This window comes from Desulfolutivibrio sulfodismutans DSM 3696 (assembly GCF_013376455.1).
GTDB lineage: Bacteria > Desulfobacterota > Desulfovibrionia > Desulfovibrionales > Desulfovibrionaceae > Desulfolutivibrio > Desulfolutivibrio sulfodismutans.
Genome location: NZ_CP045504.1, coordinates 3634857 through 3653368, shown reverse-complemented (window position 1 = coordinate 3653368; position 18512 = coordinate 3634857). Strand labels below are relative to the sequence as shown.

The 18512-nt window shown below is 61.4% G+C and carries 16 protein-coding genes and 1 pseudogene; 10 read left to right on the top strand and 7 right to left on the bottom strand.

Going from position 1 to position 18512, the window contains the following annotated elements; translation table 11 throughout:
* Positions 1 to 104 precede the first annotated feature (104 nt).
* From GD606_RS16770 to GD606_RS16760, 3 genes are all read left to right on the top strand, one after another.
* Entirely contained in the window at positions 105 to 629 is a 525-nt protein-coding gene (locus GD606_RS16770) for a DarT ssDNA thymidine ADP-ribosyltransferase family protein (protein WP_163300786.1), read from the top strand.
* A 4-nt stretch (positions 630 to 633) separates the two neighbouring features.
* On the top strand, positions 634 to 1404 hold the full coding sequence (locus GD606_RS16765) for a DarT1-associated NADAR antitoxin family protein (protein ID WP_163300785.1): 771 nt from the start codon (positions 634 to 636) through the stop codon (positions 1402 to 1404).
* A gap of 281 nt (positions 1405 to 1685) precedes the next feature.
* Positions 1686 to 4076 carry a PAS domain S-box protein gene (locus GD606_RS16760; RefSeq protein ID WP_163300784.1) on the top strand — a complete coding sequence of 797 codons (2391 nt, stop codon included), beginning with the start codon at positions 1686 to 1688 and terminating at the stop codon, positions 4074 to 4076.
* Between the two features lie 15 nt (positions 4077 to 4091).
* Here the strand turns inward: GD606_RS16760 and GD606_RS16755 are convergent, their stop codons facing one another.
* Positions 4092 to 5537, bottom strand: a complete 1446-nt coding sequence (locus GD606_RS16755; protein WP_163300783.1) for a sensor domain-containing diguanylate cyclase — start codon at positions 5535 to 5537, stop codon at positions 4092 to 4094.
* Between the two features lie 346 nt (positions 5538 to 5883).
* Between GD606_RS16755 and GD606_RS16750 the strand changes: the two genes are divergently transcribed.
* From GD606_RS16750 to GD606_RS16725, 6 genes are all read left to right on the top strand, one after another.
* Positions 5884 to 6717, top strand: a complete 834-nt coding sequence (locus tag GD606_RS16750; RefSeq protein ID WP_163300782.1) for an AraC family transcriptional regulator — start codon at positions 5884 to 5886, stop codon at positions 6715 to 6717.
* A gap of 188 nt (positions 6718 to 6905) precedes the next feature.
* Positions 6906 to 7856, top strand: a complete 951-nt coding sequence (locus GD606_RS16745; protein WP_163300781.1) for a DMT family transporter — start codon at positions 6906 to 6908, stop codon at positions 7854 to 7856.
* A 441-nt stretch (positions 7857 to 8297) separates the two neighbouring features.
* Positions 8298 to 9083 (top strand): hypothetical protein, encoded by a 786-nt coding sequence (locus tag GD606_RS16740; RefSeq protein ID WP_163300780.1) that lies wholly within the window; start codon positions 8298 to 8300, stop codon positions 9081 to 9083.
* 80 nt (positions 9084 to 9163) lie between these two features.
* Entirely contained in the window at positions 9164 to 9715 is a 552-nt protein-coding gene (locus tag GD606_RS16735) for a hypothetical protein (RefSeq protein WP_163300779.1), read from the top strand.
* Positions 9716 to 10059: 344 nt separating this feature from the next.
* On the top strand, positions 10060 to 10473 hold the full coding sequence (locus tag GD606_RS16730) for a diacylglycerol kinase (RefSeq protein ID WP_163300778.1): 414 nt from the start codon (positions 10060 to 10062) through the stop codon (positions 10471 to 10473).
* Positions 10474 to 10519: 46 nt separating this feature from the next.
* Positions 10520 to 11278: a DUF3313 domain-containing protein gene (locus GD606_RS16725; RefSeq protein WP_163300777.1), complete on the top strand. Its 759-nt coding sequence runs from the start codon at positions 10520 to 10522 to the stop codon at positions 11276 to 11278.
* Positions 11279 to 11382: 104 nt separating this feature from the next.
* Here GD606_RS16725 and ribD read toward each other — a convergent pair whose 3' ends face one another.
* The 5 genes and pseudogenes from ribD to GD606_RS20960 form a co-directional block, all read right to left on the bottom strand.
* The gene (ribD, locus tag GD606_RS16720) at positions 11383 to 12480 is read right to left on the bottom strand and encodes a bifunctional diaminohydroxyphosphoribosylaminopyrimidine deaminase/5-amino-6-(5-phosphoribosylamino)uracil reductase RibD (RefSeq protein ID WP_163300793.1); all 1098 of its coding nucleotides are present in this window, start codon (positions 12478 to 12480) and stop codon (positions 11383 to 11385) included.
* Between the two features lie 10 nt (positions 12481 to 12490).
* Entirely contained in the window at positions 12491 to 12952 is a 462-nt protein-coding gene (locus GD606_RS16715; protein ID WP_163300776.1) for a deoxycytidylate deaminase, read from the bottom strand.
* A gap of 54 nt (positions 12953 to 13006) precedes the next feature.
* Positions 13007 to 13699, bottom strand: a complete 693-nt coding sequence (locus tag GD606_RS16710; protein ID WP_163300775.1) for a DUF4276 family protein — start codon at positions 13697 to 13699, stop codon at positions 13007 to 13009.
* On the bottom strand, positions 13696 to 14316 hold the full coding sequence (locus GD606_RS16705) for an AAA family ATPase (protein WP_246298860.1): 621 nt from the start codon (positions 14314 to 14316) through the stop codon (positions 13696 to 13698). Before GD606_RS16705 ends, GD606_RS16710 begins: the two co-directional genes overlap by 4 nt.
* A gap of 299 nt (positions 14317 to 14615) precedes the next feature.
* Positions 14616 to 14885: pseudogene (locus GD606_RS20960) on the bottom strand (AAA family ATPase); the annotation flags it as partial.
* Between the two features lie 553 nt (positions 14886 to 15438).
* Here GD606_RS20960 and GD606_RS16695 point away from each other — a divergent pair.
* Positions 15439 to 17076, top strand: coding sequence for a sensor domain-containing diguanylate cyclase (locus GD606_RS16695; protein WP_163300773.1), 1638 nt, complete (start codon positions 15439 to 15441; stop codon positions 17074 to 17076).
* A gap of 106 nt (positions 17077 to 17182) precedes the next feature.
* Here GD606_RS16695 and glyA read toward each other — a convergent pair whose 3' ends face one another.
* The gene (gene glyA / locus GD606_RS16690; RefSeq protein ID WP_163300772.1) at positions 17183 to 18421 is read right to left on the bottom strand and encodes a serine hydroxymethyltransferase; all 1239 of its coding nucleotides are present in this window, start codon (positions 18419 to 18421) and stop codon (positions 17183 to 17185) included.
* Positions 18422 to 18512 lie beyond the last annotated feature (91 nt).

Below are 18512 nucleotides of genomic sequence, written 5' to 3'. Positions count from 1 at the left end.
TGCACCCTGAAAACTTCCAGAACTTGATAAAAACACGGCCGCAAATATTGCCATCTGATATCTATTGCTTTATTCTGTGTGAAAATTTCACACGGAGGGGGCATATGTTTCACAAACTTTCTGAAAGAAACGTATTTCACGTTTACCATTTTACTGACAAAAGCAATATTGACTCTATCATTAACTTGGGAGGTCTTTATTCTTTGTCTACTATAAAACAAAACAATATATGCGATGTCTGCTTTGGCGGAAACCAGTGGTCACACGACGCCGACACCAGGATCGGTCTTGACACGTATGTCCATCTTTGCTTTCTTAAAGATCATCCCATGGAATTCCGAGCCAGACAAGAAGGACGCATAAATACCACGTGCTGGCTTGAAATATCGATAGATGTTTTGCAACTTCCTGGTGTAATGTATACGAACGATGTTTCGAACAAGACAGGTGTTCTTGCCCTTACGAATGTTCAAGCAAAAGAAATTATTGATTTATTTGGGATATATGAACGCCTTGACTTTTCCATAGAAGAAAATAAGATAAGAAAAAATCAAGCAAAAAAATCTGAAATTCTTGTCCCAACCCACGTTCCGTTACAGTTAATCAAAAATATACACGTATTTAGATAACACAATGGCAACTAGACCAATATTTATCGTCAATCTTAAAGATGAAAAAATCATCACGCACAACATTCATTTCAAGTGGCACCCTGGTTATTCTATAGCACAAAAACAAAAATCAATATCCGACCTACACAACAACGCCCATCAACTCGGCATAGAAAATATCCTGGAAGTCTCAAGCAAATCACCAAATAAGCTTGGAACTTTCTTAAGTGCTTTCAATCTTAAAAGCGTGACGGTAAAGAATAATATTGAATTCTCTGTTGAATCCGCATTTCAAGGGAGTAAGGTATTTTCACAAGGGGGGCCATTCGCCGACTTGATAACGAAAGACTCCCGTTCTGCGAAAAAAGATCCACGTATCAGGCAGTCTGGAGAATTATTATGTTTTAAATTTTTCAGTTTTACATTTCCGTTAACACCAAAAACATATTTCTATGATTGGCTTTACATCAATACTCTTTTAAAAAATGAACAGTTGGCATCTGAAGCAGTCAAATTTTCGGCTTTTACGGACATTGAATTTAATCCTGAAAAATCAGTTAATTGCCAAGCATTTTCTTTGGCATTATTTGTTTTGTTGTCGAAAGCAAATAAAATAAGCTCAAATAGTTTGCCGCCAAATGATTTTATTAATATTTGCAGAAATATCTATGCAACATCGTCTAGCATTGTGCAAGACAGTCAAAATTATTTGAGCAACAACAAAAATAATAACTATCAGTATCAACTTAAACCCTCATCGTGCATTACTATGCACGAATCACCGCCAAAATAAAATTCCTGTCTAGATGTTGGACGGATAAACAAATAATCCCAGACCGGGCGAGGGACTGACGGAAACGCCGGACGGCAGCGCGAAGCGTTGCTGGCGTCCTTTATTGCCCGGCGATCCCGAGTCCGGTACGCATCAACGCCCCCCGTTCCTCTCCCCCATACGCACAGAATTGACGGTTTCCCGCCGCCATTGCCTTTTTCGATCATTTCCCCATATAATGGGATCAATACCGCAACGCCCTTTCCCTGTCGTTTCGGGCAAACCGGCTCAACGAGAACCCCATGGACGACCGAAACGGCGACGCCCTCCTCCTGGCCCAGGCCAAGGCCCGCATCCGCGAACTCGAGGCCGAAAACGCGGACCTGCGCGAAAGCGCCCAACGTTACGCCACGCTGCTCAGCGAAGCCCCCATCCCCATTCTGGTGCATGCCGACTACCGCATCGTCTTCGTCAATCCGGCGGCCGTGCAGGCCTTTGGGGGGGCATCCGCCGACGACTTCCTGGGAACGGACGTCTTGGAGCGCATCGACCCCGAAACCCGGGAACTGGTCAGACAGCGCATCACGGACAACTACATCAAGAAGGGCCACTATCGCCTGGGGAACAATCGATACCGCCGTCTGGACGGCTCCCTCTTCGAGGTGGAGATCATGGCCACCATGGCCGACTGGCAGGGCCGTCCGGCGGCCCAGGTGATCTTCCGGGACGTGACCGAGGAACGTCGCACCCGTGACGAACTGCGCCAAAGCGTGGAGAAATACCGTCTGCTGGCGGAAAACGCCGCCGACGTCATCTGGACCGTCAACGTCGAGGGCGAACTCACCTACATAAGCCCCTCCATCCTGAAGTTGCGCGGCCTGACCTCCAAAGAGGCCATGGCCGAGACCATCCCCCAGACCATGACCCCGGCCTCCTACGCCGAGGTGCTCCGCAAAGCCGAAGACCATGCCCGCCAGGGCGGCCGGGACGACCTGCACCTGGAACTCGAGCAATACCGAAAAGACGGCTCCACGGTCTGGGTGGAGATGGTCATCCGCCCCTTATTCGATGCCTCGGGGAACAAGGCCGGGTTCCTGGGCGTCTCCCGCGACGTCACCCGCCGCCGGGCCGCCCAGGAGGCCCTGCGCCAAAGCGAGGAACGCTTCCGGGCCTTTTTCGACAACGTGGAGGACATGATCTACTATCAAGGTCTGGACGGCAGTCTGTCCATGCTCAACCGGGCCAGTTCCTTCATCACCGGCTATCCCGCCGCAGACTTCGAAAAAGACCCCCAATTGTGGCGGCGCATCATTCATCCCGACGACGTGCGCGACGCCGACGATTTTTTTCGCCGCTATCCTGACGGCGTGCCGTATTACGAGGTCACCTACCGGCTGCGCGCCAAGGACGGCCAGACCAAGTGGATTGAATCGCGCATGTACGGGGCCAAAGACACGTCCGGGAAATACGTCGGCTATCACTGCATCGACCGCGACGTGACCGAACGCACGGCCCTGGAGCGTTCCCTCGTCGAGGCCCGGGACCGGGCCGAAGAGGCCAGCCGGGCCAAAAACGCCTTCCTGGCCACCATGAGCCACGAAATCCGAACGCCCTTAAACGGCATCATGGGCATGCTCCAACTTGCCGAATTCACGGAACTTTCCGCCGAGCAGGAGGACTACCTCTCCGGGGCCCTCACCTCCTGCCGCAACCTCATGCACGTCTTAAACGACATCCTGGACATCGCGCGCATCGAGGCCGGGGCCCTGGGGCTTGTGACGGAGGACTTTCCCCTGGCGGCGGTGGTTGATCCGGTCATGGAGCTGGCGGCGGGCGAGGCCCGGCGCAAGGGGCTTGCCCTGACGGCGACGGTCGCCCCTGATGTCCCGGGCATCCTGTGCGGCGACCCCGGGCGGCTTCGCCAGGTGCTCTTCAACCTGGTGGGCAACGCCGTGAAATACACCGAGGCGGGCGCCGTGCATATGGAGATCTCCCGGCTGCCGTCTTGCCCGCTCCCCGGCGGGGTGAGCCTGTATGTGGCCATCGCCGACACCGGCATCGGCATCCCCGAAGACAACCTGGCCCACGTTTTCGAGCCGTTCACCCAATTGGAGACGGTGCTGTGCCGCAAGCACGGCGGATCGGGGCTTGGCCTGTCCATCGTGCGCCGACTGCTTTCCCTCATGGGGGCCGCCTGCGCGGTGGAATCCCGGGAAGGACAGGGAACCGTCTTCCATTTGTCCATACCGCTCATGCCAAGTCCGGCGGACCTTTCCCAGGGAAATCCGGCGCTGCGCCCGGAGACGCTTCAGGCCCGAATCCTGGTGGCCGAGGATGACCCCGTCAACCTGTTCACCATCATGCGTTTTCTGGAAAAGCTCGGGCATGCGCCGCGCGGGGCCGCAGACGGCCAGGAGGCCCTGGACCTTTTGCGCTCGGAACCCTTCGACTGCGTGCTCATGGACATCCAGATGCCGGGACGAAACGGCCTGGAAACCACCCGGGACATCCGGTCCTCCACGTCCGGGGAGTTCGATCCGGGCATCCCCATCATCGCCCTGACCGCCCATGCCATGTCCGGCGACCGGGAGACGTTCCTGGAGGCCGGGATGGACGCCTATCTGTCCAAGCCCGTAGAGATGGAGGCCCTGCGCGCGGCCCTTGGCGAGGTGTTGCGCCGGGACGCGACATAGGCGACCCGGGCGCTTTCAAGCGGATGCGGCCGCCGCAGCCGCCAAGACCCGGAACGCCACTTGGTTTCGCCCTGAATTCTTGGCCTCGTAGAGCGCCTCGTCAGCCAGGCGCAGCACCTCCTCCTTGTCCCGGCAGTCCGCGCAAACCGACACCCCGACGCTGATGCTGCGCGCCACCAGGAACCCGTCCACAGGGACTCGTAGCGCCTCCATGGCCTGGCGCAGCTTATTCGCCGCGACGAGCCCTCCCTCCAGGTCCGTGTCCGCCAAAAGGAACAAAAATTCCTCGCCCCCCCACCGGCACACCATGTCCCCGGCCCGCACCGAGGACGCCATGACCTGCGCCGCAGCCCGCAGGAACTCGTCCCCGGCTTCGTGCCCGAAGGCGTCATTGACCGACTTGAACCGGTCTATGTCGCACAAAAGCACCGCAAAAGGCCTGCCCCCACGGGCCACCCGGGCCGCCTGGGCCGTCAACTGCTGCTCCATGGCCCTTCGGTTGGGAAGCTCTGTGAGCGTATCGGTCATGGCAGCCTGGAAGAGTTTCTCCTCGGCCCGCTTGCGCTCTTCGATCTCGTGCACCAAAAGGGCGTTAAGGCGGGAAAGCTCGATGGTGCGCTCCCGCACCCGAACCTCCAGTTCATCCCGGGAGCGGATCAACCGGGCCTCGGCCTGGGTCCGGCGGAGTTCGTGGTCCTCAAGCCGCATGGACATGTCGTTTATGGCCACGCCCAGCCGCTCCAATTCGTCGCCCGTGCGCACGTCCACCCTGGCGCCGGCCTTGCCTTCCGCCACCGCCGCGCAGGCGTCCATGAACAGCCGCAGGGGCCGGTTGATGCGCCGGGCCAGAACCGTGGCGAACACGAAGGCCAGCCCCAGAGACAGGCTAAGGGACACCATCCCTGACAGCCGCAACCGCCACAGCTTGCGCCCCACCTCGGCGTCGCGCATGTCGATGCCGAGCAGATAGACGCCCTGGCCGCCGCGCAAGGGGGCATAACCGGACATGAACACCCCCCACTCGTCTTCATAAAGCTTATCGTCCACCGACGGCCCGGAAAAACCGGCCAACAGGGCGGCGGGAGGATCGGGATAGGGTCTGCCGGGCAGGGCCTGCGCTTCGGATTCGTCCGAGTCCAGTACGAAGGTCACGGCATCGCCTGTTCGGCGCATGACATACACGTAGGCGATGTCCGGGTTGGTGGACCGCAGCCGACGTAGCGTGGCAAGGCCCGTCACATATCCGGGCAGGTCCGTGTCACCGGGGCCGCGCACGGCCTCGAAGCTCGCGACATCCATGGATTCGGCGGCCAGAGCCGCCGTGTTGGCCAATCTGCCCCTGAGGTTCTCAATGAGGCTGTCCAACGCGCTCAAATAAAAATACGTGCCGATGCTGCCAGATACAAGAACGACGGCCAGAAAGTGGCTCATGAAATATCTTGTCTTGATGGAGATGTGCATAGGATATCCGTGCATTGTCCTGCACCGGCTATGGTTCTGTTCTTGTTTTTTCCCCTGATGGAAATATTGTGCAAACTCTCCTTAAAGGCGATGTAGCTGGAATTGTCCGCTACGCTTTGCCATGCGGGGCGCTACCTGTAAAGCATCAATCGTGCCTGCCGTACGCGACATGCGCCAAGTGGCTGCATACGGCGCATGAGAACCTCCTGCCCGGACAAGACAACCCGATTCATGACGACATTTCAATAATTCGCCATTTTTTCATCATGCACGTCTGGCGGCATCCGCCGCCTCCAGGGCTGCCTTGAATGTTTCTCGAAAACAGGTAGTCTGCGTCCCGAGCGCCATGGCCAGAAATCCCCTGCATTCCCACGTCGTTTTCTGCCGCGACCCGGACCTGCCCGGGTTCGAGGTCCGCTATTCCCGCTACGGGGGCTACGCCTTCCGCAAGCACACCCACGCCGCCTATTGCGTGGGGGTGGTGGAGTCCGGAGAGAGCGACTTCTACCTGGACGGGCGCGTCCTGCGCACCAAGCCCGGCGACGTGGTGTGCATCAATCCCGGCGAGGTCCACGCCTGCAACCCCGATCCCGGATCGGCCATGATCTACCGCATGGCCTACATCTCCCCTTTGTGGATCACCCGGGTGGGAGCGGAACTCTTCGGCCCCGGGGCCGGAGCGTTCCGGTTCGCCTGCCCCGTGCTTGAGGACCGGGACATGGCCGGGGCCTTCGAGGCCCTGTTCGCCGCCGCTGCCCGACGGGAACCGACGGCCGCCGACGTCTTGGAGAAGGAAAGCCTTCTGGTGTCGGCCCTGGGTGCGCTCATGAGCCGGTTTTCGGATGTCGCGCCGCCCCGGGACACCGGGGAGAACCAGGCGGCCAAGGCCGTGCGGGATCTTCTCGACGCCGATCCGGCGGGCGGGCATAGCCTGGAGGATCTGGCCCGGGCCGCCGGGCGCGGCCGGTTCCACACCCTGCGCCTTTTCCGCGCGGCTTACGGCCTGCCGCCCCACGCCTACCGCACCCAACTCCGGGTGGAACTGGCCAAAACCCTGCTCGCCCGAGGAGCGTCCATCGCCGACACGGCCCAGGAGACGGGCTTTGTCGATCAAAGCCACTTCACCCGGGTCTTTCGGGAACATACCGGGGCCACGCCCAGTCAGTACCAGACCGGCTGAGCCCGCGCTTGGCCCGCCGCTCACTCGCGCCTCACCGCAATATCCTGCCATACGCCATCCCCCGCCCCGGGCTATGCCCCGGGCACGATACGTTTCGGCCAGCGCCCCAGCGTCCCCCGCACCGCCCCTGCGGCCGCAGGTTCCAAAGCTGGTCCGAGCCGCGCCTGTTGCCGGAAAAGGAGGATTGCATGGCGAATCGCACGGCATCCGCGTTGCCGACGTTGTGCCTGGCCGGGGCCGTGGTCCTGTGGGGATCGAGCTTCGTGGCCGCCAAGCAGGCCCTGACCGCCTTTGCGCCACTGGCCCTGGTGTTTGTGCGCATGGCCCTGGCGGCCGCCGTCTTCGCCTGCGCCCGGCCACTTCTGAAACCAAGCCGCCCGGCCCCGGGGGACTGGAAATGGCTGGCCCTTTTGTGCCTGTTCCAGCCCTGCCTGTATTTCATTTTCGAGAGCCACGCCCTGACCCTGACCACGGCCTCCCAGGCCGGGGTCATCTCGTCGCTGGTGCCGCTTCTGGTCACGGTGGGGGCCAGGGTGTTTTTCGCCGAACCGCTTTCGGCGCGCACGGTGGCGGGGCTTTTTCTGTGCCTGGCCGGGGTGGCCGGGCTGTCCCTGGGGGCAGGCGGCGAGGCTGAGGCCCCAAGCCCGGCAGCGGGCAATCTCCTGGAGCTTGCGGCCATGGCCTGCGCCGCTGGATACATGCTGGTGGTCAAACATTTATGCGCCCGCCACGACACCTGGCGGCTCACGGCCCTGCAATGTTACGCTGGCGCGGTCTTTTTTCTTCCGGCGGCCCTGGGCGCTCCGGCCGACATGTGGCGCGCGGCTAACACCTCGGCCTGGGCCTCGGCCGCCTATCTGGGCCTTGGGGTGACCATCGGGGCCTTTGGGCTCTACAACATGGCCATGGCCCGCATGCCCGCCGGACGCGCCTCCATGGCCATCAACCTGGTGCCTCCGGCCGCCCTGGTCGCCGGGGTGGTCTGCCGGGGGGATACGCTCACCCCGGAACAAATGCTGGCCTGTGCGGCCATCGCCGCCGGGGTGCTTCTGGGTCGTCCGGGAGGTGCCTCCAAAACCCGTTTCCGCAACAAACCCCTCCCTGCGCAGGGCGCCTCCGGCGCAGAGCATGTCCCTTGAAAAATACCCCCCGGTTCTTCACTGGCGATATTTTATCTCGAATCATCGGGCTTCCGGCTAGTATTCTCCATACCTGCACCGCGCACAAGAATTGCGTCAGATTTGAAATATTAAAAAAAACAAACCCATAAAAATACGCTGTCGTAACCCCACCGTTCTTTCGGAATTCCTGAAATTACGCAACATGAGCGAAACCACGTTCCCAGACGAGGCAATACCCTCTTTACATGTAATGGCATCCCTACTACAGGGTGAATAGTGAACCGTGCATTCCCGATTCCCGGCCAGTTGCCTGCCGCGACCAAACATTCCCGAGGAGGAGGGACCATGAGTGCAAACGCATGGATGTGCCAGGACCAACGATACCGGGGAAAAAACCACCTCTGCACGCCTTCATGCCCGCAGGCTGAAATGCCGTCCAACGGTCAATGGCCCCGGCGCATGCTCCTGGCCCTTTTCCTGATCCTTGTGGCCGGGTCGGCCCAGGCCGCCGGTCTGGTCGTGGACCACACCTCCGTCGGCACGTTCGCAACCATCCCCCAAAGCGCCTTTACCGCCGCCCGGCAAAAAACCGTGGCCTGGTACACCCATACCTCCCACGGCAGCCAGCTCTACCAAGGGCTGACCATGCTTGCGGACGAGGGATACGCCATCCCCCCGGGTTTCACCGACAATTACGACACCGACCTGGGCAACGCCAATTGGGACACCCTGACCCGCACCTGGCTTGACGCCCACCCGGCGGCCACCCTGGTCATGTGGTCCTGGTGCGGTCAGCTCTCCTGGATGTCCGACGCCGAGGTGGACGCCTATCTGGCCAAAATGCAGGCCCTGGAGACCGAATATCCCGGGGTGGACTTCGTGTACATGACCGGGCACCTGGACGGTTCCGGGCCGTCGGGAACCCTGTATGAGAACAATGACCGCATCCGGGCCTTTTGCCGCACGAACGGCAAGGTGCTTTTCGACTTCGCGGACATCGAGAGCTACAATCCGGACGGCACGTATTTCCCGGACGGGTCGGACGCCTGCGAATGGTGCCAAACGTGGTGCGAAGGCCACACCTGCCCCACCAACTGCACCACAAGCTATGGCGACTGCGCCCATTCCCATTGCTTTAACTGCTACCGCAAGGGGCAGGCCACCTGGTATCTGCTGGCAAAGCTGGCCGGGTGGAACCCCGCCGGGACCGTTCCAGTGAACGCCACCCTGCTTTTGCTGGAATGACGGAGTAATCGGCGCGGTCGGCGACGCCATCCCTGGCCGTGTGGCGGACACACCACCGAAACAAACGGAGGGAAACCGCTATGAGACGCACGTCCCACATCCGGACAAGGTTCCTCATTTTGCTCGTCTTCCTGCTTGTCGCCTGCTTCCAGACTGCGGCGCAGTGCGACGACGCCATCATGTTTCCCATTGTCGTCCAAAAGCAAAGCACACCCAAAACAACCTACCTCAGCATCCCCTATACGGCCTTTATCGGTCCGCTCGGGGCCACGAGCGCCTTGCTCAATACCGGAGCCTGCTGGAACGACAACGGCACGATTTTGCTCTATCTCGGCGCGCCGGTGAATCTGCCGGACGGGGCCGTGGTCAAGGAGGTCCGGGTGGACTATTACCAGCATTACGCCGGGGACGAGGCGACCATGGTCCTGTACCGGGTCAGCAACACCTCCCAGCACACCACCATGGCCTCCCTGACCTGCGGCGACGCGGGCAACGGCCACGTCGCAACCACGGCCATTACCGCCCCTGTGGTGGACAACGCCAATTATTCCTACATCCTGCAGGGCTGGGGATTCCGCTGCGACCGCAAGATGGCCATCCGCTCCGTGCGCATCACCTATGAAACCCAGTAAGGCCATGCCCAGGCCATAGCCCGTGATCCAGGGGCCTGTTCCACCGGAAAGGATGCCGACCACCAAAGCCACGGGGTGCGTTTCCCAGGACACGGCGGCAGCGCCGCGCCTGTCCCCGACGGCGTCCCGGTTTCACCAGGTCACGCGGCCATGCCCCCAGGCCCGCCCCAGACACTTCCCCATCCCGCCAGGGAATCCCCTCTCTGGCGGCTTTGAGGCTTCCCCTTCGCGCCCTCTCGCGGTAAGCTGGCCTTTCTTGCGGCCTCACCGACCTTGCGTGACGCCCGCAACATGGTCCCGGAGAGCCGGGCTGCGGTGCGTTCCGCCGTACGGAAAAACCGTCCATGCGCAACAAATTTCTCGGCACCGGGGTACCCGGCTACAACCCCCTGCGAAAACTCGCGGTCATTTTCTCGGGCCTGCGTTTCGCCATCATCTATGACCTGTCCGTGGCCTACAAGGTCGTCCTGTCGTTTGGGGTGCTTGTCGCTGCGTTTCTTTTGCGGGCCTGGATGGATTTTTTGCTCATTTTCGTGGCCACGGGGCTGATGCTTATCGCCGAGATCTTCAACAGCACCATTGAGGCCGTGTGCGACTATCTGCAGTCCGCCGAGGACCGCAAGATCGGGGCCATCAAGGACATGGCCGCCGCTTCGGCCGGAATCGCCATTTTTCTGTGGATCGTGGTCCTGGGGTACGAAGTCGTGGAAATGATCCTCCATCTGCGCCACAAGCCCCTGTTGATCGTCTTCCCCTAACCGGGCCGGGCGACGCCCCGCCCCAAAACCTGCCAAGAGGACGCCCATGAACCCTGCTGCGCCTTGCCGCTTTACCTGCCTTGTTCTTTTGCTCCTGCTCGCCGTGGCCGCCGGATGCCAGAACTCCTCATTGCGCGCCGCGCCCGCCGCAGGGACGGGATTCGTCCCCATGTCCGAACTTGCGCCCAACCCCGATCTGCCGTTCAACAAGGCCTGGTTCAAAGCCGGAGTGGATTTTTCCTCCTACCACAGCGTCTACGTCCCCGGGGTCAACACCCGCTACATGCTGCAGAGCTCCTCCTGGTGGCAATCCAAAATCCGGGCCGACCAGATGCAGCAGGACGCCCAGACCGTGGCCGCCTACATGCGCCAGCACCTGATCGACGCCATCAGAAACGACCCGAAAAAACGCTTCCAGGTGGCGGACGCCGCCGGTCCCGGCGTCCTGGTCCTGGACGTGGCCCTGACGGAACTGGTGCCCAGCGACCCGGTCGTCGCGGCCCTGACCATGGCCGCTCCCTACGGATCGGGGCTCGCAGTGGAGGCGGTGGCGCGCAAGACCGGCGATGTGGCCACCGTGGCCTTCGAGGCCCGCCTGATCGACGGGGCCACGGGCGACACCGTGGCCATGTTCGCCGACCGGGAGCAGGCCAAGGCCTCCTACATCGATCTCAACGCCCTGACCTGGTACAGCGAAGCCCACGTCATCATCGGCGAATGGTCCACCCAGTTCGTACAGGTTCTGGAGCGTCGGCCAGGCGAGGTGGTCAAGCCCGCCCCGTCCTTCTCCATCCTGGCCTGGTAGCCCCGGCCGCCGGTCCTGCGGCCGCGTGACGCAAAACGCCCCCTGTCCGGCGGAAACCACCGGCCAGGGGGCGATTATATTGGGAAACCGGCCGTGCGGCGGACTTAGTCCCCGGGCCGGAAGGTGACCAGCAGATCCTCGCCCAGGCGTTCCGTGGCGGCCAGGCGCAGGCGCAAGGCCTGCTCCATGGTCTCGGCCCGGCGTCCGGAAAAAAGCGGCACGGCCAGTTCGTCGCCCAGGATCTTGGGGGCGTAGAACAGCAGAAATTCGTCGGCCAAGCCCGCCGCCAGCAGGGACAGCCCCAGCCTGCCGCCGCCCTCGCACAGCACGGTATGGCACCCGGCCTCGCCGCGCAGGGCCGTCAACGCCGCCTGAAGCGACAGTCTGCCGGGTTCGCCCACGGCCATGACCCGCACGCCCGTCTCGCGCAGGCCTGCGGCGATATCGGAGGCAGCGGCGACGGAGTCCGTAAGAAAAATCGTCTGTTCCGGACGCTGGCGCAAAAGCGTCACGTCCGCCCCGGGCTCGGGAAGCCGACTGGTCAGCACCACGGCCAGGGGGTTTTTGGCCCAGTCCGGGGCCGGGGAGAGGCGCGGGTCCAGGCCCGGATTGTCGGCCCGGAAGGTCTCGCCGCCCACCAGCACGGCGTCGCAGCGGGCCCGCAGTTCATGCACCCGGCGTCTGGCGGCCTGGCCGGTGATCCACTGGGAATGCCCGGTGCGGCAGGCGATGCGGCCGTCCAGGGTGGCGGCCAGCTTGAGCTGCACAAAGGGCCGGTTGGTGGTCTTCCAGATCCAAAAATCCGCAATCACGTCCCGGCATTCGCGCTCCAGCACCCCCACGGCCACGGCCACGCCGCGCTCGCGCAAAAACGCCGCCCCATTCCCGGCCACGTCGGGGTTGGGGTCGGGGCAGCCCACGTAGAGGCGTTTGATTCCGGCCTCCAAAAGGGCCCTGGTGCAGGGCGGGGTCTTGCCGTGGTGGTTGCAGGGTTCAAGCGTCACGTACATGGCGCAGGCCGCAGGATCGACGCCCTTCTGCCGGGCGTCGTCCAGGCAGGCCACCTCGGCATGCGGGCCGCCGCACCGCTCATGCCGCCCGGCGGCCACCACCTGGTCACCTTGGACTAGGACCGCGCCCACGGCCGGGTTGGGGGCCGTCAGTCCCCGCGATTTCGCGGCCTGGGCCAGGGCCTCGCGCATGAAGCGCGCGTCACGATCCGAAAGTACCGGTGAGCAGTTCAAAGGCGATCCCCGCTTCCGCCACCATGGCCTCGGAGAGTTCGTCCGGATAGGCCTGGGCGAAGAAGATGTGTTTGACCTTGCAGTTGATCAGCATTTTGGCGCAGATGAGGCAGGGCTGGGTGGTGCAGTAGATGTCCGCGCCCTCAATGCTGATGCCGTGTACCGCCGCCTGGATGATGACGTTTTGTTCGGCGTGCAGGCCGCGGCACAGTTCATGGCGCTGCCCGGAGGGGATGCCGAGCTGTTCCCGCAGGCAGCCCACGTCCAGGCAGTGGGCGATGCCCGAGGGCACGCCGTTGTAGCCCGTGGCCAGGATGCGTTTGTCGCGCACGGCCACGGCCCCCACCTTGCGGCGCAGACAGGTGCTGCGTTCGGCCACCAGGTGGGCGATGCGCATGAAGTAGTCGGGCCAGGGGAGTCGGTTGTCCATTCGTATGGCCTTTGGCGGCAGGCGTCATGCCGGTTTCGTGGTGGTTGCCCAGGGTCAGCCCTGTGCCCCGCCGCGAGGATGTTTCGCCGTCCGGGGCGCATGGCGCGACCCAGTGGGCGACGGCTCGGCAGGGCCGAAAGCCTTGGCGGATTTTCGGGCCATGTCAAGCAGGTCTTCGAGGAGGGCTTTCAGGTACGGGCACTTGGCCGCTGCCACCGCCGGATCGAGCTTCTGGAAGAGCGTGACGCCGTCGGTGGTCTTTTTGTAGTCGCGGCCGAGAACCGTGGGATAGTGTTTCTCCAGGACTTTGGCCGGAAGCATGTCGAAATTGACCTTCTCAGGCGATTTTTTGGGAAGCTTCGGCCGCAGGGGCGAATCGAAGAGGTCCGGGTCGCTCAAAAGCCAGGCTTCGAGTTCATGCACGGCGAAATGCTGGCGGAACACCCCGGCGACGTTTTTCTCCAACTCCCCTTGCATGTTTTTATACCGCTGCGCCATGGTTCCAGTCAGCGCCTGTGGATGCTTCAAGCCGTACAGGTCGAGTAGGCCGATGACGCCGATCACGTCTTTGACGGCAAGGAAAAGGCGCGCCTTTTTTGCATATTCTTTCAGATAGTTGTCATTACCACGAAAGCTTGAGGCCACCACGCCCACATGGCCGCAGCCGCCTGCCGCAAGCCAGCGTCTGAAAAATGGCGGCAAGGCCTTGACCTCCGTGTCCCCTTCCACCAGGACCACGATCTTCACGCCAGGGCCTCCAGATCGCCGGACTCGAACATCTTGCCCAGGCTGTAGTCGTCGAGCCACTTTGTGAGCAGGTCGCCGTCGAGGTTTTTCAGCGTGGTCTCGCCATTTTTCCAGCCGGTCACGGTGACGGTGGGCAGAAACGGGCCGCAGGCATCGAGAAACTGCGGGGAATGGGTGGTGAAGACCACCTGGGTCTTTTTGGCGGCCTGGGCGGCGTATTCGGCGATGATGGAAAACATGGAGGGGTGCAGGCCGGTTTCCGGCTCGTCGATGGCGATGAGCGGGGCCGGGTCCGGCGCGGCCAAAACGGTCATGAGGAACAGGAACCGGAGCGTGCCGTCGGAGATGCCGCCAATAGTTTGGGAATTCTTGAGGGGTTTCCAGCGGATGCGCATTTGCACGCGATGATCCGCCGCCGGGGGGAAGACGAGTCCCTCGAAGTCGTCGCCGAAAGCGGCCTGCATGGCGGCGTCGATATCCTTTTTGAACTGACGGTCCTCGGAATAGAGGGTGTGCAGTACGGTGATGAGGTTTTGCCCGTCGGGATCGACGCGCTTTTCGTAGCGCGCAATAGGAGGTACTCGACGTATATCCGCATCTTGCGATGTATCAACCACGCGATAAATATTACCGTAAAGCAATACTTTTTTAACTCAGCAACACATTTATCATGAAAAAGCATCTCCGGAATTTCAGAAAGCCCAGTCTCACTGTCTGATGACGTTTTATAAGCATTTATTGAACCATTTTCTTCACGTATCAACACCCTATGTGCATCAAAAGTTGACTCCTTATCCTCCGTGGCCATCATTGGTAGTGGTTCAACACCTTTTTCTTGCTTAACCAAAACTTCAGATGAAATATGGTATCCAAGAGTACCTCCAGATGCTGACAGTGAAAAAGAGTATATGGTAATTTTCCCCGATAGATCACCACTATATTTATTTACTAAGATGAAAGATAATTCGTCCATCTGCCCATCCCACGCAATCGACCACATCCCACCCAGCCGCTGGATGAATTTGGCCAATCTCCCCTGCGCCGAGGCCGAAAGCAGCTCCAGCGCCGTCAGCAGATTCGACTTCCCCGATCCGTTGGGGCCGATGATCACGTTCAGCGCCCCGGGTTCCCAGGTCACGTCGCGCAGGGACTTGAACCCCGTGATGTGCAGGCTTTCGATGCGCATGGCGCTCCCTCTTCCGCGTCCGGCGCGGGAGGATGGATTTTTCGTAGCGATATCAGGGCAGGCGCGGAAAGAAAAGCCATCCCCGCGCCACGCCCGGCCCCGCCGCCCTCGAAGCCCCCGGCAACGCGCCCGTGCCCGACCGTCACCCCTTCCGTTCTCTTCTGCGAAACGCACGCCATGTGCATTTCGGCATGGGAAAAGGATATCCCCGGCACTTCATCGCCAACCGTTTCGTCAGACCTGACGGCACGGCCCCGGATGCGGACAGATGCGGCCGGATGCGGACGGACGACGCATTGGGCAGGATAGATTGCATGATCCCGTGGTATGTTGTAGAAAGACATTGAAAAGTCAGGTTTAGGGAGCGGCGTTGCGGACTGTCTTGGCGCGTGCGGCAAAACCACGCATTACTCTGGGCGGCGTACCATGGATTTTTGGAACTGATCACCTGCCTGAGAGAAGCCGCAAAAAATCCCGTCCGGGAATCCCCACGTGGAGGATACCGTTTTTTCCGGCTATGCCTGAAACGCGACCGGGTGAAGACGCAGACATTATGGACACGATCGTACGCAAAAAAATCCGATTTTTCTACTACACCGCCGCCCTCGTGACCATGGCCGTGGTGGCCCTGGCCGTTTCCGTCCCGTATTTCATCGATTCCCGGAAAAACTACGACCTGCTCATTTCCGAGATAGAAAACTCCATCATCTTCTGGCACCGGACAACCCTGAAACAAAGCGTCACCCGGACGATAAGCGAAATCGAAACCATACGTTCGCTCACCCGGGCCGAGTTTAAGGCTCTGTGCGACGCCCAGGCCCGGGCCTTCTCCCGCCTGGACGCACAGGACGTCCAGGCCCTGGCCGCGCCCCGACATGACGGGTCGCCCGCCCTCCGTGGCATTCCCCTGACCCTGGCCGACGCCGGAGTGGTGATCCGCGAGCAGGCCACGGGGCGGGTGGTCTGGACCAACGGCCGCCAGGACGCCGACGCCTTCGCGCAGGACGGACCCGGCGAGGGAGCCGCCTATCCCGTGACGGCCACGGCCCCCCTGCCCCAAGGGTTGGCCGTCACCCTGTTTTTTCAGGCCGCGTCCCTGGACGCCCTGGCCAAGGCACGGGCCAAGGCCCTTATCCGCGCCATCCGCTTCGACCAGGGCAGCTACATCTGGGTCAACGAAATTCTGAACTACGCCGGCGGCGACAATTACGCCATCCGCGCCGTGAATCCGAACCTTCCGGAGACGGAGGGCAACCCCCTTTCCACCAATACCCCGGACATCCATGGAAATTTTCCGTACAAGGAGGAGCTGGAGGGAATAAACCGGGACGGCGATTTGTATTTCACGTACTATTTCAAAAAATTGGGCAGCATGGAAATCACCCAGAAGCTGGCTTACGCCAAGCTGTACAAGCCTTTCGACTGGATCGTGGCCACCGGCGTGTACATGGACGACATCGAGGCCGTCATCCTGAAAAGAAAACTGGCCCTAACTGAAGCCTATGCGGCTCAGGTCAGAAGCTTCATCATCCTCATGGCGGCCGTCTTCGTGGTGTGCGTGACGCTGTTTTACGTGTTCGAGCGCCGGGTAAACGCCATGGTCAGCTCCTTCGTCTCCAGACTGCATGAAAACGAGCAGGAACTGGTCCAAAAAAACGACCGGCTCACAGCAGCCTATACCCAGCTCGAACATGTGGCCTATCACGATTTCCTGACCGGACTCCTCAACCGGCACGCCATGTCCGACAGGATCGGGGAGGAATTCTCCAGAAGCGCCCGCAGCGGGGCGTCCTTCTGCCTGATCCTGGCCGACATCGACGAGTTCAAGCGCATAAACGACACCATGGGCCACGACGTTGGCGACCAGGTGCTGGCCAAGGCCGCAAACCGCCTGCGCAAAAATCTCCGGCATGAGGACGTGGCGGCCAGATGGGGCGGCGAGGAGTTTTTGATCCTGGCCACCGCCTGCACCCTGGAAAAGGGCGTCATCCTGGCCGAAAAACTGCGGGCGGTCGTCGAGGGAAGGCCCATTCGCGTCGGCGAGGCCGCCCTGAACGTCACCATGACCTTCGGCGTGGCCGCCTACGCGCCGGGTAAGACCTTCGACGAACTGCTCAAAGACGTGGACCTGCGTCTGTACGACGGCAAACGCGGCGGCAGGAACCGGGTGGTTTCGGACGCCTGCGCCTAGCCCCCGGACGTCCCCCCATCGGCCAAAACAAAGGGGCCATGACCCGCCCCGACGGTCGCCCGCCAGGTACGGATCATGGCCCCGAAAAAGCCGGAAAACGCCCTCGCTAGCAGGCGAACAGCGGAAACTGGCGGGCGAAGGCCTCGATCTCGATGCGAATCTCGTCCAGACGCGTCTCGTTGGTCCGGGCCTTGATGGCCGCGTCGATCCAGGCCACGATGCGCTCCATCTCGGCCTCGCCCATGCCCCGGGTGGTCAGGGCCGGAGAGCCCAGGCGGATGCCCGAGGTCACGAACGGCGAACGGGTCTCAAAGGGCACCGTGTTCTTGTTCACCGTGATCCCGGCCTTGTCCAGGGCGATCTCCGCTTCCTTGCCGGTCACGTCGGCGTTGGTCAGGTCGATGAGCATGAGGTGGTTGTCCGTGCCGCCGGACACCAGCTCATAGCCCAGGCCCATGAGCCCCTTGGCCAAGACCTGGGCGTTTTTCACCACCTGCCCCTGGTATGTTTTGAACTCCGGACGCAAGGCCTCGCCGAAGGCCACGGCCTTGGCCGCGATGACGTGCATCAGCGGGCCGCCCTGGATGCCCGGGAAGATCTGGGAATTGAGCGTCTTGCCGAACTCCTCCGAGGACAGGATGAGTCCGCCCCGGGGGCCGCGCAGGGTCTTGTGGGTGGTGGAGGTGGTGAAATGGGCATGCCCGATGGGCGAGGGATGATGCCCCGTGGCCACCAGCCCCGCGATGTGGGCCATGTCCACCATGAGCTTGGCCCCAATTTCGTCGGCGATGGCCCGGAAACGCGGGAAATCGATGATCCGGGGATAGGCCGAGGCCCCGGCGATGATCATTTTCGGGCGATGCTCCCGGGCCAGCCGAGCCACTTCCTCGTAGTCGATGGTCCCGGTCTCTTTTTTGACGTGGTAAAACACGACCTTGTACAGGCGCCCCGAGAAATTGACCGGGGAGCCGTGGGTCAGGTGCCCGCCGTGGGACAGGTCCATGCCCATGATGGTGTCGCCGGGGGTCAGCGCCCCGAAGCACACGGCCATGTTGGCCTGGGAGCCGGAATGGGGCTGCACGTTGGCGTACTCGGCCCCGAAAAGGGCCTTGACCCGGTCCCGGGCCAGATCCTCGGCCACGTCCACATATTCGCAACCGCCGTAATAGCGTTTGCCCGGATAGCCCTCGGCGTACTTGTGGGTCATGACGCTGCCCTGGGCCTGGCGCACGGCCGTGGACACGAAGTTCTCCGAGGCGATCATTTCCAGCTTGCCGGTCTGGCGTTCGATCTCCCGGGCAACCGCCCGGCCGATTTCCGGATCTGAGATATACAGTTCGTCCATGTTCCTGTGATCCTTGCTTGAAGGTCGCGTCCCTTTCATCCGGTCGGCCGAATCATAAGGACAATCTCGTGGCGCAAAAGCGCAGCGCCAA